This is a genomic window from Streptomyces sp. NPDC001156, assembly GCF_053598275.1.
This window is the reverse complement of the sequence record NZ_JBSFJX010000041.1, coordinates 38,557-62,981: the sequence shown is the minus strand read 5'-3', so window position 1 is coordinate 62,981 and position 24,425 is coordinate 38,557. Positions and strand designations below refer to the sequence as shown.

At 70.1% G+C, this 24,425-nt stretch carries 27 protein-coding genes; 18 read left to right on the top strand and 9 right to left on the bottom strand.

Features of this window, described 5'->3' with window-relative positions:
* The coding region (locus ACWDA7_RS21130; RefSeq protein ID WP_450605770.1) for a hypothetical protein at nucleotides 1-256 on the bottom strand (256 nt) is incomplete at its 3' end.
* A 210-nt stretch (nucleotides 257-466) separates the two neighbouring features.
* On the opposite strand from ACWDA7_RS21130, the gene ACWDA7_RS21125 reads away from it, so the two are divergent.
* A complete protein-coding gene (locus ACWDA7_RS21125) occupies nucleotides 467-1,258 on the top strand; it encodes an SAM-dependent methyltransferase (RefSeq protein WP_450605769.1) in 792 nt (263 codons plus the stop codon).
* Nucleotides 1,259-1,354: 96 nt separating this feature from the next.
* Here the strand turns inward: ACWDA7_RS21125 and ACWDA7_RS21120 are convergent, their stop codons facing one another.
* Nucleotides 1,355-4,075, bottom strand: a complete 2,721-nt coding sequence (locus ACWDA7_RS21120; protein ID WP_450605768.1) for an AAA family ATPase — start codon at nucleotides 4,073-4,075, stop codon at nucleotides 1,355-1,357.
* Between the two features lie 344 nt (nucleotides 4,076-4,419).
* Nucleotides 4,420-5,202, bottom strand: a complete 783-nt coding sequence (locus ACWDA7_RS21115; RefSeq protein WP_450605767.1) for a DUF899 domain-containing protein — start codon at nucleotides 5,200-5,202, stop codon at nucleotides 4,420-4,422.
* A gap of 439 nt (nucleotides 5,203-5,641) precedes the next feature.
* On the opposite strand from ACWDA7_RS21115, the gene ACWDA7_RS21110 reads away from it, so the two are divergent.
* From ACWDA7_RS21110 to ACWDA7_RS21060, 11 genes are all read left to right on the top strand, one after another.
* Complete coding sequence (locus ACWDA7_RS21110; RefSeq protein ID WP_450605766.1) at nucleotides 5,642-6,394, top strand: DUF4386 family protein; 753 nt, start codon at nucleotides 5,642-5,644, stop codon at nucleotides 6,392-6,394.
* A gap of 4 nt (nucleotides 6,395-6,398) precedes the next feature.
* Nucleotides 6,399-6,557, top strand: coding sequence for a hypothetical protein (locus ACWDA7_RS21105; protein WP_450605765.1), 159 nt, complete (start codon nucleotides 6,399-6,401; stop codon nucleotides 6,555-6,557).
* A 277-nt stretch (nucleotides 6,558-6,834) separates the two neighbouring features.
* Nucleotides 6,835-7,068, top strand: coding sequence for a heavy-metal-associated domain-containing protein (locus ACWDA7_RS21100; RefSeq protein ID WP_450605764.1), 234 nt, complete (start codon nucleotides 6,835-6,837; stop codon nucleotides 7,066-7,068).
* Between the two features lie 26 nt (nucleotides 7,069-7,094).
* Nucleotides 7,095-7,550 (top strand): hypothetical protein, encoded by a 456-nt coding sequence (locus tag ACWDA7_RS21095; protein ID WP_450605763.1) that lies wholly within the window; start codon nucleotides 7,095-7,097, stop codon nucleotides 7,548-7,550.
* 133 nt (nucleotides 7,551-7,683) lie between these two features.
* Nucleotides 7,684-8,367, top strand: a complete 684-nt coding sequence (locus tag ACWDA7_RS21090) for an HAD-IC family P-type ATPase (RefSeq protein WP_450605776.1) — start codon at nucleotides 7,684-7,686, stop codon at nucleotides 8,365-8,367.
* Entirely contained in the window at nucleotides 8,348-8,788 is a 441-nt protein-coding gene (locus ACWDA7_RS21085) for a hypothetical protein (protein ID WP_450605762.1), read from the top strand. Before ACWDA7_RS21090 ends, ACWDA7_RS21085 begins: the two co-directional genes overlap by 20 nt.
* A 95-nt stretch (nucleotides 8,789-8,883) precedes the next feature.
* Nucleotides 8,884-9,333, top strand: a complete 450-nt coding sequence (locus tag ACWDA7_RS21080; protein WP_450605761.1) for a hypothetical protein — start codon at nucleotides 8,884-8,886, stop codon at nucleotides 9,331-9,333.
* A gap of 78 nt (nucleotides 9,334-9,411) precedes the next feature.
* A complete protein-coding gene (locus ACWDA7_RS21075) occupies nucleotides 9,412-9,777 on the top strand; it encodes a hypothetical protein (RefSeq protein ID WP_450605760.1) in 366 nt (121 codons plus the stop codon).
* 349 nt (nucleotides 9,778-10,126) lie between these two features.
* Nucleotides 10,127-10,345, top strand: coding sequence for a hypothetical protein (locus tag ACWDA7_RS21070; protein ID WP_359407452.1), 219 nt, complete (start codon nucleotides 10,127-10,129; stop codon nucleotides 10,343-10,345).
* A gap of 148 nt (nucleotides 10,346-10,493) precedes the next feature.
* Nucleotides 10,494-11,534: a low-specificity L-threonine aldolase gene (gene ltaE / locus ACWDA7_RS21065; protein WP_450605759.1), complete on the top strand. Its 1,041-nt coding sequence runs from the start codon at nucleotides 10,494-10,496 to the stop codon at nucleotides 11,532-11,534.
* Between the two features lie 445 nt (nucleotides 11,535-11,979).
* Entirely contained in the window at nucleotides 11,980-12,249 is a 270-nt protein-coding gene (locus ACWDA7_RS21060; RefSeq protein ID WP_450605758.1) for a hypothetical protein, read from the top strand.
* A gap of 493 nt (nucleotides 12,250-12,742) precedes the next feature.
* Here the strand turns inward: ACWDA7_RS21060 and ACWDA7_RS21055 are convergent, their stop codons facing one another.
* From ACWDA7_RS21055 to ACWDA7_RS21035, 5 genes are all read right to left on the bottom strand, one after another.
* On the bottom strand, nucleotides 12,743-13,042 hold the full coding sequence (locus tag ACWDA7_RS21055; RefSeq protein WP_450605757.1) for an Ada metal-binding domain-containing protein: 300 nt from the start codon (nucleotides 13,040-13,042) through the stop codon (nucleotides 12,743-12,745).
* Nucleotides 13,039-13,770, bottom strand: coding sequence for a 2OG-Fe(II) oxygenase (locus ACWDA7_RS21050; protein ID WP_450605756.1), 732 nt, complete (start codon nucleotides 13,768-13,770; stop codon nucleotides 13,039-13,041). The genes ACWDA7_RS21055 and ACWDA7_RS21050 overlap by 4 nt, the downstream gene beginning before the upstream one ends.
* An 87-nt stretch (nucleotides 13,771-13,857) precedes the next feature.
* A complete protein-coding gene (locus tag ACWDA7_RS21045; protein ID WP_450605755.1) occupies nucleotides 13,858-14,364 on the bottom strand; it encodes a methylated-DNA--[protein]-cysteine S-methyltransferase in 507 nt (168 codons plus the stop codon).
* Between the two features lie 178 nt (nucleotides 14,365-14,542).
* Nucleotides 14,543-15,046: a methylated-DNA--[protein]-cysteine S-methyltransferase gene (locus ACWDA7_RS21040; protein WP_450605754.1), complete on the bottom strand. Its 504-nt coding sequence runs from the start codon at nucleotides 15,044-15,046 to the stop codon at nucleotides 14,543-14,545.
* 90 nt (nucleotides 15,047-15,136) lie between these two features.
* Nucleotides 15,137-15,982 (bottom strand): AraC family transcriptional regulator, encoded by an 846-nt coding sequence (locus tag ACWDA7_RS21035; protein ID WP_450605753.1) that lies wholly within the window; start codon nucleotides 15,980-15,982, stop codon nucleotides 15,137-15,139.
* Here ACWDA7_RS21035 and ACWDA7_RS21030 point away from each other — a divergent pair.
* On the top strand, nucleotides 15,981-16,511 hold the full coding sequence (locus ACWDA7_RS21030; RefSeq protein ID WP_450605752.1) for a DUF2000 family protein: 531 nt from the start codon (nucleotides 15,981-15,983) through the stop codon (nucleotides 16,509-16,511). The genes ACWDA7_RS21035 and ACWDA7_RS21030 overlap by 2 nt on opposite strands.
* A gap of 153 nt (nucleotides 16,512-16,664) precedes the next feature.
* Here the strand turns inward: ACWDA7_RS21030 and ACWDA7_RS21025 are convergent, their stop codons facing one another.
* On the bottom strand, nucleotides 16,665-17,150 hold the full coding sequence (locus ACWDA7_RS21025; RefSeq protein ID WP_450605751.1) for a carboxymuconolactone decarboxylase family protein: 486 nt from the start codon (nucleotides 17,148-17,150) through the stop codon (nucleotides 16,665-16,667).
* A gap of 172 nt (nucleotides 17,151-17,322) precedes the next feature.
* Here ACWDA7_RS21025 and ACWDA7_RS21020 point away from each other — a divergent pair, with 172 nt between their 5' ends.
* The 5 genes from ACWDA7_RS21020 to ACWDA7_RS21000 all read left to right on the top strand — a co-directional run bounded on the left by ACWDA7_RS21020 (nucleotide 17,323) and on the right by ACWDA7_RS21000 (nucleotide 24,390).
* Nucleotides 17,323-18,267, top strand: coding sequence for an RNA polymerase sigma-70 factor (locus ACWDA7_RS21020; RefSeq protein WP_450605750.1), 945 nt, complete (start codon nucleotides 17,323-17,325; stop codon nucleotides 18,265-18,267).
* A gap of 519 nt (nucleotides 18,268-18,786) precedes the next feature.
* Nucleotides 18,787-20,550, top strand: coding sequence for an endonuclease/exonuclease/phosphatase family protein (locus ACWDA7_RS21015; protein WP_450605749.1), 1,764 nt, complete (start codon nucleotides 18,787-18,789; stop codon nucleotides 20,548-20,550).
* A 29-nt stretch (nucleotides 20,551-20,579) separates the two neighbouring features.
* Complete coding sequence (locus ACWDA7_RS21010; protein WP_450605748.1) at nucleotides 20,580-22,550, top strand: phosphocholine-specific phospholipase C; 1,971 nt, start codon at nucleotides 20,580-20,582, stop codon at nucleotides 22,548-22,550.
* A gap of 263 nt (nucleotides 22,551-22,813) precedes the next feature.
* The gene (locus ACWDA7_RS21005; protein WP_450605747.1) at nucleotides 22,814-23,068 is read left to right on the top strand and encodes a hypothetical protein; all 255 of its coding nucleotides are present in this window, start codon (nucleotides 22,814-22,816) and stop codon (nucleotides 23,066-23,068) included.
* Between the two features lie 272 nt (nucleotides 23,069-23,340).
* Complete coding sequence (locus tag ACWDA7_RS21000) at nucleotides 23,341-24,390, top strand: ABC transporter permease (protein WP_450605746.1); 1,050 nt, start codon at nucleotides 23,341-23,343, stop codon at nucleotides 24,388-24,390.
* Nucleotides 24,391-24,425: the final 35 nt, after the last annotated feature.

Here is a 24,425-nt window from a genome sequence, read left to right as displayed (position 1 = left end):
AAACCGGGCTGGTTTCAACCCGGCTGGTGTTGATCGTGTAAGAGCTGCTGGTCGCTGACCCGCAGCCAACGTGAGCCAGGAATCCCCCTGCTTCAACTGGGGGAGGATTCAAACCATTGCCTGCGCTGTCCCGACGATCGGTGAAGCGGTGATCTGACGGCGAATAAGGGGATTTGAGTGCGCCCCGGACACAATAGTCCGGGGCGCGCTCGTGTTTGATCCCCTTGGGGGAGTGGCCGGTAACGACCGATTGCATGGCTCCGGGCAACCTCGGGACAGCGATCAAGTCGGCAGCTGCCGTGGGGGAATGGGGCGGTGCGGGTATCTGCCTGGTGCGGCATGTGCCCGGGCTCGGACGCGCCGATGGCTGGAGAGTGCTGCCTCCGTCAACTCTACGCAGGCGCCGGGCAGATGATGTGCCAGACTGCGGTGATCGATTGATCCACTCAGGCAACGGGAGTCCGTCATGATGGCCGATACACCCGGCTCTGTGCACATCGATACCAGCAAGGCGCATCCGGCGCGGGTGTACGACTGGCTCCTCGGCGGCAAGGACAACTATCCCGTCGACAAGGCGGTGGGCGAGAAACTGCCGCCCGAGGCACGGGACGCCGCCCGCCAGAACCGTGAGTTCATGCACCGGGCGGCTGGGTGGCTCGCCACGCAGGGCGTCGACCAGTTCCTGGACATCGGCGCGGGCATTCCCACCGAACCCAACCTGCACCAAGTCGTCCAGCGCATCGTGCCGAGTGCCAAGGTCGTGTACTGCGACAACGATCCCATCGTGCTGCGGCACGCAGAGGCGTTGCTGGCCGGTCACCCCCAGGGGCGCATCGGCTACATCCAGGCCGATGTACGCCGACCGGCACAGATCGTCGAGCATGCCCGAAGCGTGCTCGACTTCGAACGCCCCATCGCGCTCTCGTTGATCGCACTCATGCACTTCATCCCGGACGACCAGGACCCGTACGAGATCGTGCGTGCTCTGCTCGCGGCCCTGCCGCAGGGCAGTCACCTCGTTCTGTCGCACGCCGCATCCGATCTTTATCCGGAACTCGCCGAGCAGGTAACCGCCGAGTATGCGAAGGGCGGCATTCGGCTCGGTTTCCGCACCCGAGGTGAGGTTGGCCGCTTCTTCGACGGCCTGGACCTCCTGGATCCCGGCCTGGTGACAGCCCCCGAGTGGTTCAAGAGCCCCGCCACGACGCCGTCGCTCGAAGGCAGTGGCATCTACGCCGCGGTGGCCCGCATTCGCTGATCGTCTCCTCATGGGCTTGGCCGGATCACGGCAGCACACCGCTGCCGCCCGGGAGCGACCGCTACGGTCCTCAATTGCGGGGCGGAGCTTCGCCGATCACAGGTCGAGGCGGAGAGCGGTGAGCTCGGCACGGGAGCTGACGCCCAACTTAGCGTAGCAGTTTCGCAAGTGAAAGTCGACGGTGCGTGGACTGACGAACAGCTGTGCGGCAACGTCCCGGTTCGACAGCCCCTGCCGGACCAGAGCGGCTACCTGGCGTTCCTGCCGGGTGAGCTCGGTGGCGGTGGTTTCGTCGCGGCGGCGGGCGGTTTCCCCGGAGGCGCGCAGTTCCTGCGTCGCCCGCTCGGCCCACGGCGTGGCGCCCAGGTCCTCGAACAGCGCCAGCGCCGTGCGCAAGTGATCGCGGGCGTCGACCCGGCGGCGGGCGCGCCGCAGGTGCTCGCCGAAGGCCAGATGGGTGGTGGCCCGGTCGCGCAGCCGCGGCGAGTCGGTGTGCGCGGCGAGTGCCCGCCGGAAGTGGGTCTCGGCGTCGCCGTCGTCGGCGAGCAGCGCGCGGCCGTGCTCGACGACCGCGGCCGCCGCCGGCAGATCGGTGCCTGCCGCGAACTGCTCCAGCTCGGCGAGCCAGGTGCGGGCGAGATCCTGGCGGTCGCCGCGTACGGCTGTGTCGAACAGGTCGAGGGCGGCCAGGCGGCGCCAGACGGGCCCTTCGATCTGCCCGAGGTGGTGCAGCGCGGTGGCCGGCTGTGCCGCGCTGCGCAGTCCGCGGGCCCAGTGCGCCAGGTCGGCGACAAGGCCGTCGGTGATGCCGACCGGGTGCTTGTCCCGGATCTCGGCGACCTTGTCCAGATGGTGGTCGGCGGCGTCGTCTCCGCGTAGCGCCGTGACCAGGGCGAGTTGCGCGGTGGGCAGTGCGCTCAGCCCCGGGTGACCGGTACCGACGGTCAGCGGCAGCGCCTCGGCGGCGGCAGCGGCGGCCTTCGACCAGGCGCCGGTCGCGATCTGGAAGTGGGCGCCGCGGGTGAGGGCGTGCTCGACCATGTTCAGTGTGCCGGCGCGGCGGGCGGCGGTCAGTTGCTGCTCGTGCAGCCGCAGTCCGCGCTCGTCGTCGTCGATCAGCATCGCGGCGATGCCCAGGTTGGGCTGCAGCATATGGTCGTCGACGGGGTCAGCGTCGGTGAGGACGAACGTGCACCGGAAGGACTCCGCGGCGGTCGCCCAGTCGCATTGGGCGACGGCGCCGAACCCCTGGAGCAGGGCCCAGGCGGCCCGTACCCGGGTCGGCGCGTCCGGCGCCGGCTCGGCCACGAAAGCGGTCGGGTTCACCGTGCGAGGAGATCGGGTTCGGGCGCCGAACGCCGCCAGCGACGCGGCGAGCATGGCCAGCTGAGCCGCGAGCGCCGGGTCCGCGTCGGCGGCGAGTTCGGCGGCCTGCAGGACGAGGTCGTAGCCGTCGTTGAGGGAGCGGGTGTTCCATTCGATCTGTCCCTGCAACGCGAGCAGTTGCGCCCGCAGCAGCGGATCGGTGACATCCGCCGCGGCGGCCCGGGCGAGTGCCGAGGCGCGCGACGGGTGCGCGCCCAGCCAGGCCGAGGAGGCGGCCAGGTACAGCCGCCAGCCGCGGGCCTCACCGCCGACGGTGAGTTCGGCGGCGCGGGCCCGTGCGGCGGCCGCCGCCTCGTGGCCACCGCGGGCCGCGGCGCGCTCGGCGACTCCGTCGAGGGCGGCGACGACGTCCTTGTCGGGCCGGTCGGCTGCGGCAGCCAGGTGCCAGGCCCGACGCTCCGGGTCGCCGGTCAAGACGTCGGCGAGTACACGGTGTACGGCGCGGCGTTGCGCACTGGTGGCCGCGCGGTAGACCGCCGAGCGCACCAGCGGGTGGTAGAGGGTGACGGTGTCGCCGTCCACGCGCAGCAATCCGGACCGCTCTGCCACGTCCAGAGCGGTATCAGCGGCGTCGAGGCGTTCGGCGGCGTCGCGGACGACGGTGAGTCGGGCGGTGTCGTCGGTCGCGGCGACCAGCAGGAACCGTTGGGCGGGTTCATCGAGGCTGCGGTAGCGGTGGAGGAAGGCGCGCTCCACGCCGCCGGTCAGTGGCAGTGGGCCGGGCAGCGGCGCCTGGCCGGTCAGCTGGTCGGCGGTGAGCACCCCGGCCAGCTCGACCAGCGCGAGCGGGTTGCCGCCGGTGCCCGCGACCAGCTGCTCGCGCACCGCTGGGTCGATGTCGGTCCCGGCGCGGGCGGACAGCAGCGTGTCGGCGTCGGTGCCCGTCACACCGCCGAGTACGACGGTGGGCAGGTCATCGGCGTCGAAGCGTCGGGCATCGCCGTCGCGGGCGGCGAACAGCAGCGCCACGCGCTCGGCCTGCAACCGGCGAGCGGCGAACAGCAGCGCCGCGGCCGACGCTTCGTCGAGCCAGTGCGCGTCATCGACGACGACCAGCAGCGGCGCCTGTTCGGCGGCGTCGGCGAGCAGGCTCAGCGTGCCGAGGAACGCCCGGAAGCGGTCGCCCTCGCCTTCGGCCTCACCCATCGCCGCGCGCAGCGCCGATGCCTGTGGCGCGGGCAGGGAGTCGATGCGGGTGCGCAGTGGCCACAGCAGCCGTTGCAGCGCGGCGAAGGCCAGCGGTGATTCGGACTCCACGCCGGAGGTGCGCAACACCCGAAGGTCCGAGGCGGTTGCCAGCGCGTCGGCCAGCAGCGTCGATTTGCCGACCCCGGCGACGCCGTGCACCACCAGCGCACCGCCGCTGCCGGTGCGGGCGGCGTCGAGCAGGGCGGCGATCGCCGCGCGTTCGGGATCCCGTCCGGCCAGCACGAGGCCAACGGTACCGAACGCTCCGGACGGGTCCCGGCGCCCGCCGCCGGGAGCAGCGGCGCCGGCAGCGTCCACTGTCCGTCGGTCGTCGTCGAACCGGGGGAGAAGTGCCGTCGCGAGGGACGATCACCAGCCCGGCCATGAGCAGGGCAGGACGAGTACAGGGCGGGCACTGGGACGCAATGCGCACCCGGACACCTGGGAGGACTGGCCCGCCCAGAGAGTCCCTCTCCTACCAGGAGTCCTGCACCTTCCGAGCGAACCGCGCCCTGATCGAGCGCGTGCGGGCCGTTCGTATCGTCCGGAGGTTCCGCCCGGCACCCGACACCGTCGACGAAGGCGCGTCAGTGGTGGTGACCGTGCCGGCCGAGGGTGTCCACGGGGGTCGCGCAGGGGCGGGTCCACTGCGGCACGGGGCGGCTGGTCGGGCCCCAGGTGGCCTTCCCGTCCGCGTCCGAGCGCCAGGACCAGCACGCGTTGTGCCCCTCGGGCCAGCCTTCGGGGTTGTCCTCCCATGTCTCGCCGCGGCCGTAGGGGGTCATGTCGAGCAGGCCGAGGGACCCGTTGACCCGTTCATTGCCGCGGCCCGTAGTGGAGTAGGTGAGGAACACGCGGTCGCCGTCGCGCAGGAAGCAGGTGATGTGACCCATGCTGCGGCCGACCGGCGCGTCCACGTCGCGCACCGAGTACCAGGGCTGGGTGTAGCCCATGAACTCGACGTAGGAGGCCACCTCGTCCGGGCGGCCCGAGGTCAGGACGGCGAACGAGACGCCGCGGGCGTTGAGGTAGACGGCGTCCTGCAGGTGCCAGGCCGTGGTGGTGCAGCCCTCGCACTGCCCCTGGTGCGGCGCGCCGTCGTGCCACATGTGCTTGTAGACCACGAGCTCGTCGCGGCCCTGGAACAGGTCCAGGAACGGGACCGGGCCGTCGGGTCCGACGACCTCGACCGTCCCGTCGAACTCCACCATGGGCAGTCGGCGGCGGGCCGCGGCGATGGCGTCGCCCTCGCGGGTGTGGGCTTTCTCGCGGACCAGAAGCTCGTCGCGGGCCGCCTGCCAGGTGGCCAGGTCGACGACGGGCGGGCGGCCGGGCAGCGCGGTGGTCGGGTCGTCCGGCGTGGTCGTCATGGTGTCCTCCGTGGTGTCTCGTGCCGGGCAGCGTCGTACGACGTCTTACGACGGTCACCGGTACAGACTCCCGGTCCGGCTGGAACTCATCGCGGCAGGGGGCGCTTCTCGCCCGGGCGCCGCCGTCGCTGGCCTCGCGCAGGGAGCGTATCGACACCCACCTGGCCGATCCAGGCGGAAAACCCGGCGATTTCGCCGGTGAGACGCATCCACTTCCGCACCGACTCTTATGCCTGACCGGGCACCACGACCGGCGCCTCAAGGAGTCCCCCTCGTTGTCCAGCACCTTCATCGGTTCGACCACGTTCGAGGCAGAGGGCATGACCTGCGCCCACTGCCGGCGCGCTGTCACCGAGTAGATCGCCCCGATGGCGACGAGGTGGCCCCCGTCTTCGTCTCGTGCCACCTTCCATCCCGCAACGCCGACTGGAGACCTGCCATGTCCAGTACATTTCCCGCCCTGAGCGCCAACCCGGCGCACACCGAACCCCTGGCGCGTCGCGCGTCGCTGCGCCTGTCCGCCACGCTGCTGCTCGTGGGACAACTCCTGTACATCGGGGTCACCCAGCTCCACGCCGGCGGGGACGCGAACGACCACCCCGCCGTGTTCACCGAGTACGCCCACAGCGGGATCTGGACACTCGTGCACCTCGGCCAGTTCGTGGGCATGGCGGTCTTCCTCGCGGGGCTGATCGCCCTGTTCCTCGCCCTGGATGTTCAGGCCGGAACAGCGAGATGGGCGGGTCGTTTCGGTGCCGCTTCGGCGGTGGCGACGCTGGCGCTGTACGGCGTCCTCCAGGCAGTCGACGGGGTCGCCCTCAAGCGGGCCGTGAACGCGTGGGCGAGCGCCCCGGACAACGAGAAGGCGGCGCGCTTCGCGACGGCCGAGGCGATGCGCTGGCTTGAGTGGGGGGTGAGGAGCTACCAGAACTTCGCCCTTGGCCTCGCCTTGCTCCTGTTCGCGGTCGCGGTGTTGCGCACGGCTTGGATTCCGCGGCCGATCGCCCACCTGATGGGGCTTTCCGGCCTCGCCTATCTGGTGCAGGGCTGGGTGGTCGGCTACGAGGGATTCTCGGGAACGGAGACGATCGCAATCGTGCTGGCCTTCGTCCTGGACGTGGCGTGGATGATCTGGCTGGTCGTGGTCGCCTGGCGGATGCAGGATTCGCAGGCCTCGTCCCCTCGGCGATGAAGGCGTGGGCCGCACGGTGCTGATCGCCGGTGACATGGCCGGCGGCCTCGCCGACGCGAAGGCGAAGATCGGCCCGCTCCGGCACGCCGTGCTCGGCACGCCGGGCTGGGCTCGCACCCACCCCCTGACTCCGACCAGTCGCGGCCTGCGGCGGCCCCCCTGACCTGCGGTGGTCGCCGCCACGCGCGCCGGCTCTCCGTTGCCTCGCCACCTCGCCCAAGGGAAGCGCAGCACGTCCTGCCTGCCCCCCGCCAACCATCTTTACTCCGCCCGATGCCACGTCCGGCACCGGCGCCACCTCCCGCGCTCCCGCCGGTCAGAGCCACCGGCCCGGCCGATCCCAGCGAAAACCCGGCGATTTCCCCGGTGAGACGGACCCGCCCCGGACCGACTCTTCTACCTGACCGCACCGCCACCACCGACACATCGAGGAGTTCCCCTTGCTCTCCGGCACCCCCCGTACCTTCATCGGCTCGACCACCTTCGAGGTCACCGGTATGACCTGCGCGCATTGCGTCCGCGCCGTCGCCGAGGAGATTTCGAGCGTCGCCGGCGTCGAGTCCGTCACCGTCGACCTGGCCAGCGGCAGCGGCACCGTCACCGCCTCCCAGCCGGTCGACCGTGCCGACATCGCCGCCGCAGTCGACGAAGCCGGCTACGCCCTCGTCCCGTGACCCGCACCCATCCCTGGAGACGTGCCATGCACAGCCAACCCGCCACCCCGAGCGCAGTACCCACGCCCACCGACGCCGTCGCGTTCAACGGCCCCCGCCTGAGCGCCAGGAGATTCGCCCGGCACTTCGCCGAGATGGTCGTGGCGATGGCCGTCGGCATGGTGGTCCTGCACCCGGTGTGGATGTTCGTCCTCGACGCCCTCGGCGCCGCCGGACTGATGCACAACCCGTACACCGGCGCGCTGATCATGGCGACGAACATGACGGTGGCCATGTCCGCGTGGATGAAGTTCCGCGGCCACCGCTGGCGGCCCATCGCCGAGATGGGCGCGGCCATGTACGTGCCCTTCCTGGTGCTGTTCGTCCCGCTGGCGCTCGAACTCATCGACACCGGCGCCCTGATGCTGTGGGGCCACCTGCTCATGCTCCCGGCGATGGCCGCGGCCATGCTGCTGCGCCCGCACGAGTACGCCCACTGCTGAGGCCCCGGCCCGGCGACGCGATGCCACCAGCCGCGCGTCGCGAGAACCCGACCGCGGCCCGGGAGCGGTTGCCCCGCTCCCGGCCCGTCCAGCGCCCCACCATCCCCGAGAGGACGCCACGCCGACGGCGGTGATGGTCGGCACCGGCCGCGCCGCGGAGCTGGGCATCCTCATCGGGAACGGGGACGCGCTGGAAACGGCGCGACGGGTCACCGCCGTGGTCCTCGACAAGACCGGCACGATCACCCGGGGCAAGCCGGCGCTGACCGGCGTCACCACCACCGGTGGCTGGACCGAGGACGACGTCCTGGCTCTCGTGGCGGCGGCCGAGACCGGCAGCGAACATCCGGTCGGTGAGGCGATCGTCGCCGCCGCCACCGCTCGCTTCCTCGACCTTCCGGCGCTGCGCTCCTTCGACGCCGTTCCCGGGCACGGCATCGACGCAGAGGCTGCGGCCGGTTGTACGCCGATGTTCGTCGCCGTTGACGGGGCTGCCGCCGCCGTGCTCACCGTGGCGGACACGGTCAAGGCGGAGTCGGCCGAGGCCGTCGCCCAACTGAAGGCGCTGGGCGTGCAGGTGTGGATGCTCACCGGCGACAAGGCGGCCACCGCTGCGGCGATCGCCGAGCAGGTCGGCATCGAGCACGTGTTCGCCGAGGTGCTGTCGGCCGAGAAGGCGGCGACGGGGCCGGGCCGGGCAGTTCGCGGTGGACATCACCTTCCCCACAGCCGGGCGGTACATCGTCAACACCGAGTTCCGCCGTCAGGGCCGGATGGCCGACGTCCACTCCCGGCAGGTGCTCACCGTCGTCGGTAGCGCCCCCGCATCGGTGACCGTCGCCGAGGGCCCACGCAGCGCTGTCGTGGACGGCGATCGCGTACGGCTCGACGGCCAAGCCGAGGTCGGCATGCACAGCGGCCTGCGGTACACATTCAGCGACGCCGCCACGGGCCGCCCGGTTGACGACCTTCAGCCCTACCTCGCCGCCGCCGGCCACGTCGTGATCATGCGCGCCGATGGGCAGACGTTCGCCCACGAGCACGCCGAGGTCACAGACGCAGACGGCCGCCCGGTGTTCGCGCTGCCCGGCCAGACCTTCGGCCCCGAGCTCGATGTGCAGGTCGAGTTCCCCACCGCCGGGACCTACCGGCTGTGGGCGCAGTTCCGACTCGCCGACGGTGACGTGATCACCGTGCCGTTCACTCTCACGCCCGGTGACCGAAGGAGAGCCCAATGACCACCAGCGCCACGACGTCGCGAACAGGGGGCGGTAACCGAACCACCAGCAGCCCCGTCAGGACGGGGCCCAGTACGAGCGGAGCCGTGTTGGCGATGCTGAGAAAGCCCAGGTCCTTCGCCCCGGCGTACGGGCTCGACCCGGACCGCGGCCTTCCTGACACTGGAAACCTCCGCGCCGATCTGACCGCATGGGCTCAGGAGATGCTCAGCCACTACAGCAGGCCGGTGAACGCCGCCCTCTTGCGCGGCGGGGCGGCCGCAGCCGGGGAGCACGATTCGGACTGCGGCCGGCGGGCGGAAGCGGCCGGGTTCGCCTCCCGGCCCGGCAGCACCTTCAGCGGCGACGACGTCATCGACCGAGTGGTGGCCCCCATCATCTACAGGGTCGTTTTCCTGCCCTGGACACTGCCCGAGGTGAATGTGCGCACGTACGTCGACGAACTCTGCGACCGTCCTGCCCGATCCACGCCTCCGCCTGTGGCCAACCCGCGACCGGGTCATCCGCATGGCTGGTGTTGTCTCAGCTGTAACAGCGAACTCTGAGGTAGTTACGACAAGGTGAAGGCCTTGGATGCGCCATCTATGCTGACCCGCAGCAGATACAGGGGGAAGGGGCTGCCGGTGGACTGGTTCTGGTGGGTTCTCATCGTCTTCTGGACGGGCGGCTTCGCTTGGGCGGCTGACAACATCCGCAGCGCGCTGCGCAATCGCCATGAGCGCAAATTGCAGTTGCTGGAGGCGGCGAAGCAGGAACGACTGGCTGTTGAAGCGGCGCAGAAGCCGCCGGAGCCGGTGTGCGGATGCACGCACCATCTCGCCAAGCACGACAAGCAGGGCCGGTGCCACGAACGCGTCGAGGTGCCAACGGCCTGGGACGAGAACAAGAAGCCCCTGCGCTACGAGTCCGGCCAGTGCAACTGTCAGCAATACGTAGGACCGCAGCCGCTGTCGCAGGTTTTCGCAGAGGAACTGACGGATCGCGCCTGATCCCGACGGCAAGGCGGTGGCCGGAGACGGTCCCCGCAATCTGGTTCAGGGTGTTGCCAGGGACCTCTGCCTGAGAGCTGGCCGACGGACCCGGGAACGCGCGTGACGTGCTCTGGCGGGGCCACGCCGGTTCCAGCCCGCTCGGCATTCGTGACATCTGGCTGCCGTAGTCCGCGTACGGCGCAGTGCCGCGGCTGCCGTACGGGCTCGGCGACCTCTTGGCTTGAGAAGGCTCCTGCCTGGTCGCGGGCCGGAGGCGGCGCGGCGGGCAGAGGGATCAAGGGCGGGCGCTTCCACTGACGGGCGTCTTTGGTGTGCAGGGAATCCGTCGGTCGCCGAGGCTGAGGTTATGACCGAGTCTCGCGTGATCGTTTCCCCGCCGCATGCGAAAGGCGGTCGACAGGTGATGGTGGGGGACGACGTCCTGGGTACCGCGTACTCGCTGCATGAGCTGACTGTGTACTTGCAGCGCGCCGGGCTTGACGACCTGGATGAGTTGGATGTGGCGATGTCACCGTTGATCGAGTGGCAGGGTGGCGGTCCGGAGGTGTGGCCGGCGGTGGAGTGACGGTGCTCCAGCCAGGTGTCCTGCCGGCGTGAGTGGGGCGTACGCCCCTTGCCCGGTGAGGGGCACGCCAGAAGACCGGAGCCCGAGCTGGTGGCCGCCGGCTGGCCCCGGAGGCGGTCGCACAGGGGTGGTCCGGTAGGAAAGAGGCATGGACCACGTCATAGATCTCCGCAGCGACACCGTCACCCGTCCCACCGAAGAGATGCGTGCCGTCATGGCACAGGCCGAGGTGGGCGACGACGTGTTCGGCGACGATCCCGCCGTCAACGCGCTCCAGGAGCGCGTGGCGCAGTTGCTCGGTTTCCCGGCCGCGCTGTTCGTCTCGTCCGGCACCCAGAGCAATCTGTGCGCCCTCCTCAGCCACTGCGGGCGGGGCGAGGAGTACATCGCCGGGGCGAACGCCCACCTCTACAGCCACGAGGGCGGCGGAGCGGCCGCGTTCGGCGGGATCCAGCCGCAGCCGCTGCCGCACCAGAGCGACGGAACGCTCGATCTGTCGGACATCGAGGCGGCCGTCAAGCCGGACGATCCGCACTTCGCGCGCACTCGGCTGCTGTGTCTGGAGAACACGTTCGGCGGCACGGTGATCGCCCCTGAGTACCTCCAGGCAGCCACGGCCCTGGCCCGTAAGCACCGACTGGCGACGCATCTGGACGGGGCCCGGCTGTTCAACGCCGCGGTGGCCGGCGGCGGCGATCCCTACGACGGGGCGCGGAAGATCGCGGAGCACTTCGACAGCGTGTCGGTGTGCTTCAGCAAGGGCCTGGGGGCGCCGGTGGGCTCGGTGCTACTGGGTTCACCGGAGTTCATCGGCCAGGCCAAGCGGTGGCGCAAAGCCCTGGGCGGCGGCATGCGGCAGGCGGGCGTCCTTGCGGCGGCCGCGTCCTACGCGCTGGACCACCATGTCCACCGGCTGGCCGACGACCACGCGAACGCCGCACTGTTCGCCGAGATCCTCGACGGTGTGCCGGGGCTGGAGGTCGGCGCGGCGCGCACCAACATGGTGTTCGCGCGTCCCGTCGGGGGCCTTACGACGCCGGACCTGGTTCAGCGGCTGGCGGCCCGGGGCGTGCTGTGCACGGCAGGCGGGCCGCAGATCCGGTTCGTCTTCCACCTCGACGTCTCGAAGGCGGATGCGGAGCGCGCGGCGGTCATGATCCGGGAGACCCTGGCCGAAGACGCCGCCTGAGGCATGCCGGACCCGTACGTGAGCACGTAGCGTGCGGGTCCGGCACCCGGCGAAGGTTTGACCCCTGCGGCTCGGCAGTCACTGCGCGAAGCCCACGGTGCCCCGAGCCCCGACGCTGGGCGGCACGTAGCGGGGTCCGGGAAGTCGTCCGCGGTTCTTTCCATCAGGCGCCGGACCGGCCGTCGAGCGCCGAGGCGGCCCGTCCGGCAATTGTGGGTGTGTGCCTGATGCCTGGCGCCGTGTCAGTTTCCGATGGCCTCCCAATTCACCACAGTCGGATCATGTGAGCATTTAAGGCAAATGAGAGTGTAATGAGCATTGAGTAATGAAGGGAGTCTTTTTCTGTTTCAGGCGTTCCGGCGGTGCAGGATCAGATCCGTACCGGCCCCAACCCGGCCGGGAGGCCTGACGGGGCATCGCGCCCTGTATGGAAAGGACACCTGGAATGACTGACACGTTCAAGCGGGCCGCGGCCCTCGGTGCTGCGACGATTGCGATGACCGCTGGGGCGCTGTTCGGCGCGGTCGGCAGTGCCTCTGCCGCCCCGGCCCACCACGGCCCGTCGCACCCCGGTCCGGATCGCGGCCGGAACTGCTGGCACGACCGCGGCTACTTCACCCGGGTGTGGGTCCCGGCCCACTTCGAGCACGGCCGCTGGCAGCGTGGCCACATGGCGAACATCTGGCACCCCGGCCACCGGGGCTGCCACCGCTAGGCCCTGCTCCGAGTCAGATCGCGGACCGGTTCGATCCGACCCCATGACGGCGACTGTGCCGTGGGAACGAGCTGTGACGCAGTGATCTGACAGGCGGCGAGTGGGGGGAGCGGGCCCCGGACCCAGCGGTCCGGGGCCCGTTCGCGTTTCTGCGGGAGCGCCGGCGGTGATGGCAGCTCAGCTTTCTCAGGCATCGTCTGGCGATGCAGGGCCTGTCGGCCGTTCATGTACAAGAGACGTGAGACACGTACAGGATGGAGTTGTCAATATGGGGCGAAGTCGGAATAACTGGAGAAATGCAGGCAAGCTGCGTTGATCCACCTCATGGTGCCGTCGCCCACGGCCCCAGGCTGTTCGGGCAAGGACCGCATCACCGCCATGTGCGTCTCATGGCCCGGTCGGCAGGCTGATCAGAGCCACGCGGCCTCGGTGGGCTCGCTGCCGTACACGGGATCTCGGCCTTGTCGATGAAAGGCGCGCGGGAGCGCCCATGTCATGAGGCGATGGAGCCTTCTCGGGATGCTTTCCAGCGGGCGTACTTCACCGGCAGGCACACGGCGCAAGGTCGGTAACCGGCCGCGATCGCGGTGGCCTCGTCGGCGAAGAACACCCGCTGGGTGACGTAGTGGCCGCGGGCGATGGACCGCAGCGCGGACGCGCAGTCCAGGCGCCCGTACACGCGGCTGCGGCGATGGCCGCCGAGCGTGCCCTTCGTCGGGCTCTCGTAGGGCTGCTCGTCCGGGCCGATCAGGGTGTGGGTGTGCTCCGGTGCGTCCTCGGAGACTACGGTCATGCGGCGTCGTGGAAGACGAGGCCGAGCGTGTGCCGTCGGCCGGAACGGACGGTACTGACGCCATGCCGCATCGGCCCGTTCGACCAGCCCCTCTTGGTGGCGACCGGGCGGTCGCGGGTGGTGAAGACCAGACCGTGTCCTTGCGGGAGGGTGGTGGACGAGCCGCGGGACTGGGCGCGCGGACGCTGCTCGGTCATGAGGAACTCGCCGCCGGTGAAGTCGACGCCGGGCGCGTCGAGGCCGACGACGACCTGGAGCGGGAAGAGCATGTCGCCGAACACGTCGCGGTGCAGGGCGTTCCAGTCACCCGGGCCGTAACGCAACAGGATCTGCGCCGACTTGGCCTGCCCGGCCGCATGGCACATGCGAAGCCACTCGGACAGCTCGTGGGGCCAGGGGGCGGGCTTGCCGAGCTTGTTGGCCCACTCGCGGGCGATGGGCAGCAGGCGCGGGTAGAACGCCTCGCGCAACTCCCGTACGATGCCGGGCAGATCGTGGGTGAAGTACCGATACTGGCCCGAGCCGAAGCGGTGGCGGGACATGTCCACGGTGGTACGGAAATGGGCCGGATCGCCGTATAGGGCTGCGATCTCCTGGCATTCGGTGGGGGTGAGGATCCGGTCGGTGAGCGCGTTGCCGTGTTCGTTGAGCTCGGAGACCAGCGCGCTCCAGTCGGTGTCGGCGACCCGGCCGGCGACCGGACCCGAGAGCAGGGTGGTGTGGATCATGACAAGGGCTTCCTTGGATCGGTGGGTAGCGCCGTCCGGACTCCGCAGGCGCGCGGGCCGTGGGCGCGGAAACCGGACGACGGTCTGTCAGGCGCCCAGGAGGACGTTCTCCAGGTCCAGGAGATGCTGCTTACGCTCCAGGCCGCCCGCGTAACCGGTCAGCGCACCGTCGGCGCCGATCACACGGTGGCAGGGACGCACGATCAGCAGCGGGTTCGCCCCGATCGCCGTGCCCACCGCGCGTACCGCGGCCCTCGAGGCACCGATCTGCCGGGCGATGTCCCCATAGGTGAGGGTGGCGCCGTACGGAATGGCCGCCACCGCCGTCCACACCCGCCGCTGGAATTCCGAGCCGCTCGTGACGTACTCGATGTCGAAGCGGGTCAGTCTGCCCTCGAAGTACGAGCGCAGCTGGGCGACGATCTCGGTGAACGCCTCCGGCTTCTCGATCCAGCCGTCCCGGACGACGGCCCCGCGCTTCTGGCCCGGCACGGACAGCGAGGCGAGCGCGGTGCCACCCTTGGCGGTGGCCGACTCCTCGCCCACCAGCAGCAGTTCGCCCAGCGGGCTGTCCATGGTCGTGTAGACCGTCATCGGTCCTGTGTCCTTTCGAAGTCTCTTGTCCACTGTCCTCACCATCCACTTTGTGCCTTGTCGACCACACTGTCCGGCGGAAATCGGACACCGCTCTACGGGGATAGCGGGAGGTGAGGCGGCCCCCGGCGCCGTCTGCCGAGGGCCGTGACCCGGTGCGCGATGCGCGCGTAGCGGGTCACATGAGGGTCGGCTGGAGGGCACCCTCGTGGGTGAGGAGCTGCACCTTGCGTTCGACACCACCGGCGTAGCCGCGCATCGAGCCATCCGCACCGATGACGCGGTGGCAGGGGCGCACCAACAGCACCGGGTTCGCGCCGATCGCCGCCCCCAGGGCCTGGATCCGCTCGCGCGGCAGGCCGAGCTGCGCTGCGAGAGCCCCGTACGTGGTGGTGTTGCCGTACGGGATCTGCTCCAGCGCGTGCCAGACACGCCGCTGGAAGTCGCTGCCGGCCGACGTCAACGCGATGTCGAACTGCGTGAGTTCGCCCGCGAAATACGCCTTCAACTGGCGGACGATGTCCGCGAACGGCTCCGGATCCTGGCGCCAGTCCGGGGGGATGGCCGGGGCGTTCTTCTGGCCGGGCATCGACAGCGCGGACAGAGTGGTCCCTTGTGCCGTCTCCTCGCCCACCAGGAGCAGGTCGCCCAGCGGGCTGGTGATCATCGTGCAGGCGGTCATCGTCGCCTCCTCAGGTCAGCATTCCTTCCACCACCCACTTTGCTGTCCCGGAGTGCCTGATGCTGGCGGGATTCGGACGTCGTCGGCGTATCAGAGCCCGTGCGGCACCGAGCGCGGTCGGTTCCTGCTCAGCCGATGGGCTCCCGTACGGGCGTAGTGACCCGGGGCGATGCCGAGGAGCCGCTTGAAGTGCCGGGTGAGGTGGGACTGGTCGTAGAAGCCGGCCGCGGTTGCCACCTCGCCCGGTGGCCGTCCGTCGAGGAGCAGACGACGGGCAAGGTCGACGCGGCGGGACGTCATGTACTGGTGCGGTGCGATGCCGAACGCGGCGCTGAAGGCACGTACGAGATGGGCGGGGTGTGCGTGGAGCGACCGCGCGGCCTCTTCCAGCGTGGTGCCTTCGAGGAATCTCTCGTCGAGGAGGTCACGCAGGTCGTGCGCGATGCCACGCTGCGGAACCGTGACGCCTACCAGAGCCGTCCTGGGACGCAGGTGTTCGCGCAGGCGCTGGCTGATGAGGGCCAGCCGGCTCTCCGCCTCGAGTTCGTCTCCCCGGCGGGCAAGGGCGGTGTGCAGCTGTCCTATGCGTCGGCGCAGAACGGGATCCGTGAGGTCCGGACCGTCGACCGCCGGCCCGATGTAGCTCTCGTCCAGCTGCGTCGTGCTGAGGTAGAGCACCCGCTTGCGGAAGCCGTGAGAGGTGGCGGGCGAGCCGTTGTGCGGGACCTGCGGCGGCAGCAGGCTGACGGTGTCGTTCGGGGTGCCGCGCTCATGGCGGTCCAGGTCGTAGCGGACCGCGCCGTCGTCGACGATCAACAGCGTCCAGGCGTCATGTACATGCATGGGGTACACGTGCTCGGTGAAGTGGGCGTGGAAGACCTCCACGACGCCCGGGACCGAGGGGCGCCACGCAGAGACCTCCTGCCCGTGCACCATGCAAACAACGTACAAGACGGCGAAGGACTGCTACCTGCAGTCTCAAAGCATGAGAACGAAGGATGAGACCGAGACCCCGGCCGGGGTCGAGACCGGTGCAGAGACGCAGAACGTGCCTGTGCGCTTCGACACGAAGATCGCCGTACTGCTGCGGGACGACTTGGAACCCTGGCAGCGGCTGAATGTGACCGCCTTCGTCGTCAGCGGGCTCGGCACGGCGTCACCCGAGGTGATCGGCGAGCCCTATGCGGACGCCGACGGCACCCCGTATCTGCCGATGCTCCGCCAGCCGGTTCTGGTCTTCGAAGGCACGAAGGAGATGCTCACCACAGCGCACGGTCGTGCCCTGTCCCGTTCCTTGCCGATGGCTGTGTTCACCTCGGATCTGTTCAGCACGGGCAATGACCGGGACAACCGGGCGGCTGTACGGTCCGTCGGCACCGATCAGCTCGACTTGGTGGGGATGGCCGTCTACGGACCGCGCAACGCCGTGGACAAGGTCCTCAAGGGTGCGCGGATGCACCCCTGAGCGCTAGGCGTGGCAACGAGCCGGCAAATGGCCGTCGGCTGCACCCAGGGCGCGCAATGTGGGTCGCGGGCATGAGATGTGCAGCCGTGCCCGGACATGCGCGGGCCCGGCCCAAATCGAACGATCCTGGGCCGGGCCCGATTCGTCCGCCGGTCAGTTGAACGCGGCGGCGAACATGCCGGGCTCGTAGGAACCTCCCCGCTGGTGCACGATCACGGCGAGCCGGTTGGCCGCGTTGATGAGGGCGACCAAGGATACGAGCGCGGCGACCTGGTCGTCGTCGTAGTGCTTGCGTACCTGGGCCCAGGTCTCGTCGGACACGCCGTCGTGGGCGTCCGCGAGCCGGGTGCCCTCTTCGGCGAGCGCCAGCGCGGCCCGCTCGGCCTCGGTGAACACGGTCGACTCGCGCCAGGCGGCGACCAGGTGGAGCCGGACCGCGGTTTCCCCCTCGGCCGTGGCCTCCTTGGTGTGCATGTCGATGCACCAACCGCAGCCGTTGATCTGGCTGGCGCGCAGCGACACCAGCTCCTGCGTGGACTTGGGCAACGGCGACTGCTGGATCACGAGGCCGGCGTTGGCGAACCGCTTGGCGAACTTGGCGGAGATCTCGTTGTCGAACATGTTGAATCGGGCGTCCATGACCTCGTCCTCACTCGTGGTGTTGCCTGAACGAACACGAGATGCCGGCGACCGGCTGGTTGTGACAGGGCGGTCGTGTGACGTGCGGCACTGTCCATGAGTGTCACAAAGCCGCGGGGACCGGCGTCTTGTGCGCGTGGCATGGTGGAGAGCGGACAGGCAGGAGCAGCCGGTGAGCAGCGAGCACAGCGAGCGCACAGAGGACACGGCCGGGCAGCCCGCCGACGGCGGACGCGTGGACGCCGCCACCGAGACGTTCGTCGCCCATCGCAATCTGCTGTTCACGGTGGCCTACGAGATGCTCGGCTCGGCTGCCGACGCGGAGGACGTCCTGCAGGAGACCTGGCTGCGGTGGGCGGGTGTCGATCTCGGTACGGTGCGGGACCAGCGTGCGTATCTGGTCCGGATCACCACGCGCCAGGCGCTGAGCCGGCTGCGGACGCTCGGCCGCCGCAAGGAGTCCTACATCGGCCCCTGGCTGCCCGAGCCGCTGCTCACGGCACCCGACGTGGCCGAGGACGTCGAGCTGGCCGAGAGCGTCTCGATGGCGATGCTGCTGGTACTGGAGACGCTCTCGCCGACCGAGCGGGCGGTGTTCGTGCTGCGCGAGGTGTTCGACCTCGGCTACGACGAGATCGCCGAGGCGGTCGACAAGAGCCCGGCCGCGGTCCGTCAGGTCGCGCATCGGGCACGGGCACATGTCGCGGCGCGCCGGCCGCGCGGGGTCGTTTCCCCGACCGAGACCCGTAACGCGCTCGATGCGTTCCAACGGGCGGCCGATACGGGCGATCTGCAGGGTCTGCTCGACATCCTCGCGCCGGATGTCGTCTTCCTGGGGGACGGTGGTGGCCTCAAGCAGGCCGTCCCGCGGCCTATCGTGGGGGCCGACAAGGTGGGCCGTCTGCTCGCCGCCGGACTGGGCAGGATCGCCGTCGAAGGGTGGTCGCTGCTACCGGCGGAGGTCAACGGCTACCCGGCGCTGGTCATCCGGCAGGACGGCGCGATCGACACCGTCATGGCGGTGCGGATCGACGACGGTCTCATCACCGGGTTCTACGCGGTGCGCAATCCGGAGAAACTGTCGCACATGCAGCGGGAGATGGCGCTGCGCCGCTGAGCCCGGGACCCCTGGGAACGAACGCGACCGGCATCGCCGCCGGCGGCGAAGCGGCCATCGTCCCACGGTAAGTCGCGTATCTGCCGGCGGATCAGCACACGCCGGCGCTTGGACCGCAGCGGCCGGACAGCCATCACTGGGCTGCCGGATCCGGGGTGCTGTGCGCCCTCGGTGTGGCGCGGTTGTGTGCACAGCGAGGCCGGAGTCGTCGCCGTGCGCACGGCGCCGCATCCCCCGGGGCTGCCGGTCGGGGGGATGCGGCTCTTGCTGTCTCGAAGGACCGATGCGGAACTCGGCGATCTCAGAATATGGCTGTTCAGAAGGGTATTGAGGTCGAACTTCGGCTACTCGGCCCGCTCAGGTGATCCTCAGATTTCCGTCTACTTCCCGGGCGGCGGCAACCCGTCGTTCACGGGCCCGTCGCTGTGGGACGGCTTGCTTGGGGCGAAGTTATATAGACAACTTTGCTCACCCGGTTGCCGCCGCGACGGCATTCGGGGCGGAGAGGACCCAACACCAATGCCACCCCTCTCAGAGGCCGCCGCATCCGGCAGCAGCATCGCGATCGGCTCCACGACGCCCCCGCAGCGCGGCGACAAGGTGACCTTCGCGTGGGCGACGGACGCGCCCGACCCGAAGAACTGGATCGGCGTGTACGACGGCAACCGTCAGCCCGGCAGCGGCGGCGGCTCCCTTGTGTGGGCGTACGTCTCGGGCTCTTCCGGGCAGACGGCCCTCGACACCTCCGGCCTGAGCGGCGGGCCGTACACCGCGTATCTGCTGGCCAAGGACGGCTACGGCATCCTCGCCAAGACGGAGCCGTTCAGCTTCGCAGGCCCGCCCACCGGCGACTCGATCGAGCTGACGACTCCCGACCCGCACGAGGGCGACAGGGCTTCCTTCCACTGGACGACCGACGCGCCGGACGCGAAGAACTGGATCGGCGTCTACGACGGCGACCGGCAGCCCGGGCACGGCGCCTCCCTCGCGTGGGAATACACCCCCGGGACCTCCGGCGACATCACCATCGACACCTCCGGGCTGAGCGGCGGCCCGTACACCGCCTACCTGTTGGCCAAGGACGGCTACGGCATCCTGGCCCGCACGCCCCCGTTCAGCTTCGCGGTCCGCCCCGTGATCCCGCGCCCGTACGCGGTCGTGGACGCCGTCACCACCGCCCCGCAGACCGCGGGCAGTGCCTTCTCAATGAAGCTGGGCGGCCTGTGGATCAGGCCGGAGGGCAATGCCGCGGGCAGCGCGACCTTCCAGCGTCTTGCGGGCGACCCCTGGTTGTCGGTGGCAGCGGACGGCACCGTCAGCGGCAAGGCCCCGATGTTCGCCCCGCGGACGCCCGGCCGGATGGTGGTCACCGTCACCGACAGCGTGGTCGGCACCGACACCGTCACCGTCCAGGTGCCCGTACGCGCCTCCCGGGACCGGCTGCGGCTGAAGGTCGCCACGCTGAACCTCTGGGACGCCGGCACCCATGTCGACGGGTTCCTGGAGAAACAGCTGCGGCTGGTGCTCACCCAGGGCCTGGACGTCGTGGCGCTCCAGGAGTGCGGCGACCACGGGGCCGAGAACCTCGCCGCGGCACTCGGCTGGCACGTGCACCAGGCCGGTGGCCTGGGCCTCGTGAGCCGCTACCCGCTCACCGACGTCGTCGCTCCGACCGCGGAGCTCCCGGCGGCCGCTGCGACGCTGCACCTGCCCGGCGACCGCACGGTGCGCGTGTGGACGGCCCAGCTCGACGAGGCCGACTACGGCCCGTACGCGCTGCTGACGGGACAGACGCCCGCTCAGGTCGAGGCGGCGGAGAAGGGCACGGCACGCTACCGGCAGGTGCAGGCGCTGGTGGCCGCGACGCGGCCGGAGCTCGCCTCCCGTACCCCCGTCGTGCTGGCGGGCGGCCTGGCCTCGCCGTCCCACCACGACTGGACGAACCGGACGGCGGCCACGCACGGGGGAGTGGGCCGGGTCGAATGGCCGGTCACCGAGGTGCTGGAGAAGGCCGGACTCGTCGACGCCTTCCGAGACGCCAACCCCAGCCCGGTGAAGGCGCCCGGCATCACCTGGTCCCCCGTCAGGCCGCAGCGCGAGGGCGGCGGCGCGGAACCCCAGGACCGGATCGACCAGATCCAGTACGCCGGGCGGCTGAAGGTGCTTCAGGCGCGCAGCCTGTTCACCGGCTGGCCCCGGCCGGTGCCGGACACCTCCGCCAACGGCTGGCCCTCCGACCACGCGGCCGCCGTCGTCACCTTCTCCCTGTCCGCCCGCGGCTGACTCCGAACGACCCGAAGGACCTTCCTCCCATGACTGAGATCAGCCGCCGCACCTTCATCGGCACCACCGCGGCCGGCGCCGCCGTTGCTGCCGGACTTCCCGGCACCGCGGAGGCCGCGGGCCGCGACACCCGGCAGGGCGGCATCGCCGACGTCAAGCACGTCGTCATCCTGATGCAGGAGAACCGCAGCTTCGACCACTACTTCGGCACCCTGAGCGGCGTACGGGGTTTCGACGACCGCCAGGCGACCGTCCTGTCGAACGGCGACCCGGTGTTCCGCCAGCCCGCCAGAGGCCGCAAGGAGGGTTATCTCCTGCCGTTCCGCATGGACACCACGAAGTACAACGCGCAGAACGCGGGCGGTCTCCCGCACGACTGGGACACCGGCCACAGCGCCGTCAACTACGGCGCCATGGACAAGTGGGTGCAGTCCAAGGGCGAGCGCACCATGGGCTACTTCACCCGCCAGGACATCCCCTACCAGTACGCCCTGGCCGATGCCTTCACCCTCTGCGACGGCTACTTCTGCTCGCTGAACGGACCCACTGACCCCAACCGCCTCTACCTGTGGACGGGCACCGCGGGCCCCGGCGTCGACGGCACCACCGGCCCGTGGACCGACAACACCCCGGTCACCAACAACCCGGTGGCCGACTGGACGACGTACGCCGAGCGTCTGGAGCAGGCCGGCATCACCTGGCGCGTCTACCACAACCCCGACGGCTCCGACGACCGTTACGGCGACTACGACGACAACGCGCTGTCGTACTTCAAGCAGTTCCACGAGTTCCCCAAGGACGACCCGCGCTACATCAACGCCATGACGAAGTTCGACCTCACGGCGTTCGACCAGCACTGCAAGGACGGCACCCTGCCCACGGTCTCCTGGCTGGTGGCGCCCTACCTGTTCTGCGAACACCCGGCGGCCAGCCCCGACTACGGCGCCCACTGGGTCAACACCGCGCTGCGGTCGCTCTTCTCCAACCCCGACGTCTGGAAGCACACCGTCTTCCTGCTCATGTACGACGAGAACGACGGTTACTTCGACCACGTCATCCCGCCCTTCCCGGAGCCCGGTACCAAGGACGAGTTCGCCAACGGCAAGCCCATCGGCCTGGGCAGCCGGGTGCCGCTGTGGGTCGTGTCGCCGTGGTCGCGCGGCGGCTGGGTCAACTCCCAGGTGTTCGACCACACATCGGTGGTGCGCTTCCTGGAACGCGTCACCGGCGTGCACGAGCCCAACATCTCCGACTGGCGGCGAACCGTCTGCGGCGACCTCACGAGCTGCTTCGACTTCGGCAAGCCCGACTACAGCATCCCCGAACTGCCCGACACGGTCGCGCTGATGGCCAAGGCCGACGCCAGCAGCGCCCTGCCGGCGGTGAAGATACCCGACCAGCAGTCCATGCCCGGGCAGGAGCAGGGACAGCGCCCGCGTCGCGCCCTGCCGTACCGGCCGTGGGCCGATGTGGCGGTCGACCGGGCCACCGGCAAGGTCACGTGCACGCTCACCAACGACGGTGGCGTCGGCTACCACTTCACCGTGCTGCCCAACATCGCCCTGCCCTTCACCGGTACGCCGTTCACGGTTCCGGCGCGTTCGTCGCGCACCTACGTGTGGGACGCTTCGGCGACCGACGGCCGCTACGACTTCTCCGTGTACGGCGCCGACGGGTTCGTCCGCCGCTTCTCCAGCACCCTCGTGCGTGAGGGTCAGGGCGATGTGGCGGTGCCGTCGGTCACGGCGGCGCTGCGGCCCTCCGGACGCCCGGAGAGCGCGTCGTTGGAACTGGAACTGCGCAATGCCGGCGGCACCGAGGTGGCCTTCACGGTCACGCCGAACGACTTCACCGGCAAGGAGCAGACCGTGTGGGTCAAGGGCGGTGACCGCACCCGTCTGACCTGGCGCACCGACGAAGGACGGTACGACATCACCGTCACCGCCGGTACCGGCACCCGGTTCCTCCAGCGTTACGCGGGAACCGTGCACGCCGGGTGAGTCGCGCCGGGGTGGGACCGCTCGACGGCTGCGGCCGGGGCCGGTCCCACCCGCCGGTGCCCGGGGACGGGACGCCTCCGGCTGCGCAGTGAGATCATGTGAGTATTTGAGCCGAATGAGAGGGTTATGAGTATTCAGTCATGAAGGGCGTCTTTTGCGGATTTGGGTCTTCCGGCGGTGCAGGATCAGATCCATCCCGGCCCTGCCTGGCCGGGGGAACTGAGGGGGCATCACCCTCTTTCGCAGGGAAAGGAAAACCTTCGATGACTGACAGGTTCAAGCGGGCCGCGGCGTTGGGTGCGGCGACGGTCGCGATGTCTGCGGGGGCGCTGTTCGGCGCGGTCGGCAGTGCTTCCGCCGCTCCGTTCCACCACGGCCCGGACCATGGCCGCCACTGCGCGCATGACCGGGGCCACTGGACGCAGGTGTGGGTCCCGGCCCACTGGGAGCACCACCGCTGGAAGCGCGGCCACATGGAGCGCGTCTGGCACCCCGGCCACGGTGGCTGCCGCCGCTAGGCCCTGCGCCCCGATCGGGATCGCGCGGGTTGCTGCGGAGCCATGACTGCCGGCTGCCGTAGGAACCCTCGGAGACGCGCTGATCCCAAGGATGGCGAGGGGGGTGAGCGAGCCCCGGACCCAGCGGTCCGGGGCTCGCTCGCGCATCCGCCGGGGGCAGTTCGCAAACGCTGCGCAGGTCGTATCCCGCCCTCGTCCGAGTTCCGGCATCCCGGTGACGCGCCCGGTGCGGTAGTAGGGCGCCACCCTGCGCCCCTCATACCATCCCAGCCATGAGCGAACATCGGTCCTCGGCGGAGCCTCCTCGGCAGGCCCGCGAGGGCGGATGGTCTCGGCTGACATCCTCGCGTTTCATGCCGGCGGTGGTGCTCTCGCTCATCGTCGCGGTCCTGGCCGGCCTCTTCGTCGGCGCCTACTGCTGGGCGATGTCCAATCCCGTACCGCATCGCATCCCCGTGGCGGTGACAGGACAGTCGGCCGGGGGCGACCGGTTCGTCAGTGCGCTGGAGGCCAGGCTCGGCACTTCGCTGGTCCTCCATCCGTACTCCAGCTACGGCAAGGCGCTCGCCGCGGTCGACGCGCAACGGGAGTTCGCGATCCTGCAGCGTCAACCGGCCGGGGTGGAGGTCGACGTGGCGAGCGCCGCGGGTGCGTCGGTCGCCCGGCTGCTGGGCGCGAGCGCCCCGGAGGTCGGCCAGACGCTCGGCATCCCCGTCCGAGTCAGGGACATCAAGCCGCTTCCGGCCACCGACCCGCAGGGGCTCGCGCTCTTCTACATCGCGCTCGGGTCGACCATCCTCGGTTTCGTCGGTGCCATCCAGCTCGGGATCCATGCCAAGGCGTTGCGCCCCGCCGAACGGATCGCCGCCACCGCCGGCTACTCCGTGCTGGGTGGCCTGTCCATCTGCGTCATGACCGACTTCGTTCTCGGCGTGGGTCGGCTGCCGTTCGCCCAGTCGTGGGGGATCTGCGCACTCACTATGTTCACCTCCGGCGTGATCTTCATGGCCTTCCAGACCTTCCTGGGCCGCTGGGCGCTGCTGCCGACCTGGGTCCTGTTGGTCGTCCTCGGCAACCCCTCCTCCGGGGGCGCGGTGGCCTGGCCGCTGCTCCCTCCGGTCCTCGGCTTTCTGGGGCGGTTCCTGCCACCGGGCGCGTCGGTGAGTGCCCAGCGCAACGCCATCTACTTCCCCGACAACCAGCACGTCGAGCCCTATGTTGTGCTCGCCGCGTGGTGCCTGGCCGGCGCGTCGGTCTTCCTTGCGTGGCGTGCACGCCGCCTCGGCGGCCGGGCCGCAGCAGCGGCAACTAGCCCGAAATGATCACCTGGTTCGCCGTCTGGGACCAGTTGCGGGCC

Excerpts from the sequence above, each read along its gene's own strand:
- ACWDA7_RS21125 (WP_450605769.1), top strand. The coding sequence starts at position 467 with ATGATGGCCGATACACCCGGCTCTGTGCACATCGATACCAGCAAGGCG.
- ACWDA7_RS21115 (WP_450605767.1), bottom strand. The coding sequence starts at position 5,202 with ATGACGACCACGCCGGACGACCCGACCACCGCGCTGCCCGGCCGCCCG.
- ACWDA7_RS21110 (WP_450605766.1), top strand. The coding sequence starts at position 5,642 with ATGTCCAGTACATTTCCCGCCCTGAGCGCCAACCCGGCGCACACCGAA.
- ACWDA7_RS21095 (WP_450605763.1), top strand. The coding sequence starts at position 7,095 with ATGCACAGCCAACCCGCCACCCCGAGCGCAGTACCCACGCCCACCGAC.
- ACWDA7_RS21090 (WP_450605776.1), top strand. The coding sequence starts at position 7,684 with ATGGTCGGCACCGGCCGCGCCGCGGAGCTGGGCATCCTCATCGGGAAC.
- ACWDA7_RS21080 (WP_450605761.1), top strand. The coding sequence starts at position 8,884 with ATGCTGAGAAAGCCCAGGTCCTTCGCCCCGGCGTACGGGCTCGACCCG.
- ACWDA7_RS21070 (WP_359407452.1), top strand. The coding sequence starts at position 10,127 with ATGACCGAGTCTCGCGTGATCGTTTCCCCGCCGCATGCGAAAGGCGGT.
- ltaE (WP_450605759.1), top strand. The coding sequence starts at position 10,494 with ATGGACCACGTCATAGATCTCCGCAGCGACACCGTCACCCGTCCCACC.
- ACWDA7_RS21060 (WP_450605758.1), top strand. The coding sequence starts at position 11,980 with ATGACTGACACGTTCAAGCGGGCCGCGGCCCTCGGTGCTGCGACGATT.
- ACWDA7_RS21055 (WP_450605757.1), bottom strand. The coding sequence starts at position 13,042 with ATGACCGTAGTCTCCGAGGACGCACCGGAGCACACCCACACCCTGATC.
- ACWDA7_RS21050 (WP_450605756.1), bottom strand. The coding sequence starts at position 13,770 with ATGATCCACACCACCCTGCTCTCGGGTCCGGTCGCCGGCCGGGTCGCC.
- ACWDA7_RS21045 (WP_450605755.1), bottom strand. The coding sequence starts at position 14,364 with ATGACGGTCTACACGACCATGGACAGCCCGCTGGGCGAACTGCTGCTG.
- ACWDA7_RS21040 (WP_450605754.1), bottom strand. The coding sequence starts at position 15,046 with ATGACCGCCTGCACGATGATCACCAGCCCGCTGGGCGACCTGCTCCTG.
- ACWDA7_RS21030 (WP_450605752.1), top strand. The coding sequence starts at position 15,981 with ATGCAAACAACGTACAAGACGGCGAAGGACTGCTACCTGCAGTCTCAA.
- ACWDA7_RS21035 (WP_450605753.1), bottom strand. The coding sequence starts at position 15,982 with ATGGTGCACGGGCAGGAGGTCTCTGCGTGGCGCCCCTCGGTCCCGGGC.
- ACWDA7_RS21025 (WP_450605751.1), bottom strand. The coding sequence starts at position 17,150 with ATGGACGCCCGATTCAACATGTTCGACAACGAGATCTCCGCCAAGTTC.
- ACWDA7_RS21015 (WP_450605749.1), top strand. The coding sequence starts at position 18,787 with ATGCCACCCCTCTCAGAGGCCGCCGCATCCGGCAGCAGCATCGCGATC.
- ACWDA7_RS21010 (WP_450605748.1), top strand. The coding sequence starts at position 20,580 with ATGACTGAGATCAGCCGCCGCACCTTCATCGGCACCACCGCGGCCGGC.
- ACWDA7_RS21005 (WP_450605747.1), top strand. The coding sequence starts at position 22,814 with ATGACTGACAGGTTCAAGCGGGCCGCGGCGTTGGGTGCGGCGACGGTC.
- ACWDA7_RS21000 (WP_450605746.1), top strand. The coding sequence starts at position 23,341 with ATGAGCGAACATCGGTCCTCGGCGGAGCCTCCTCGGCAGGCCCGCGAG.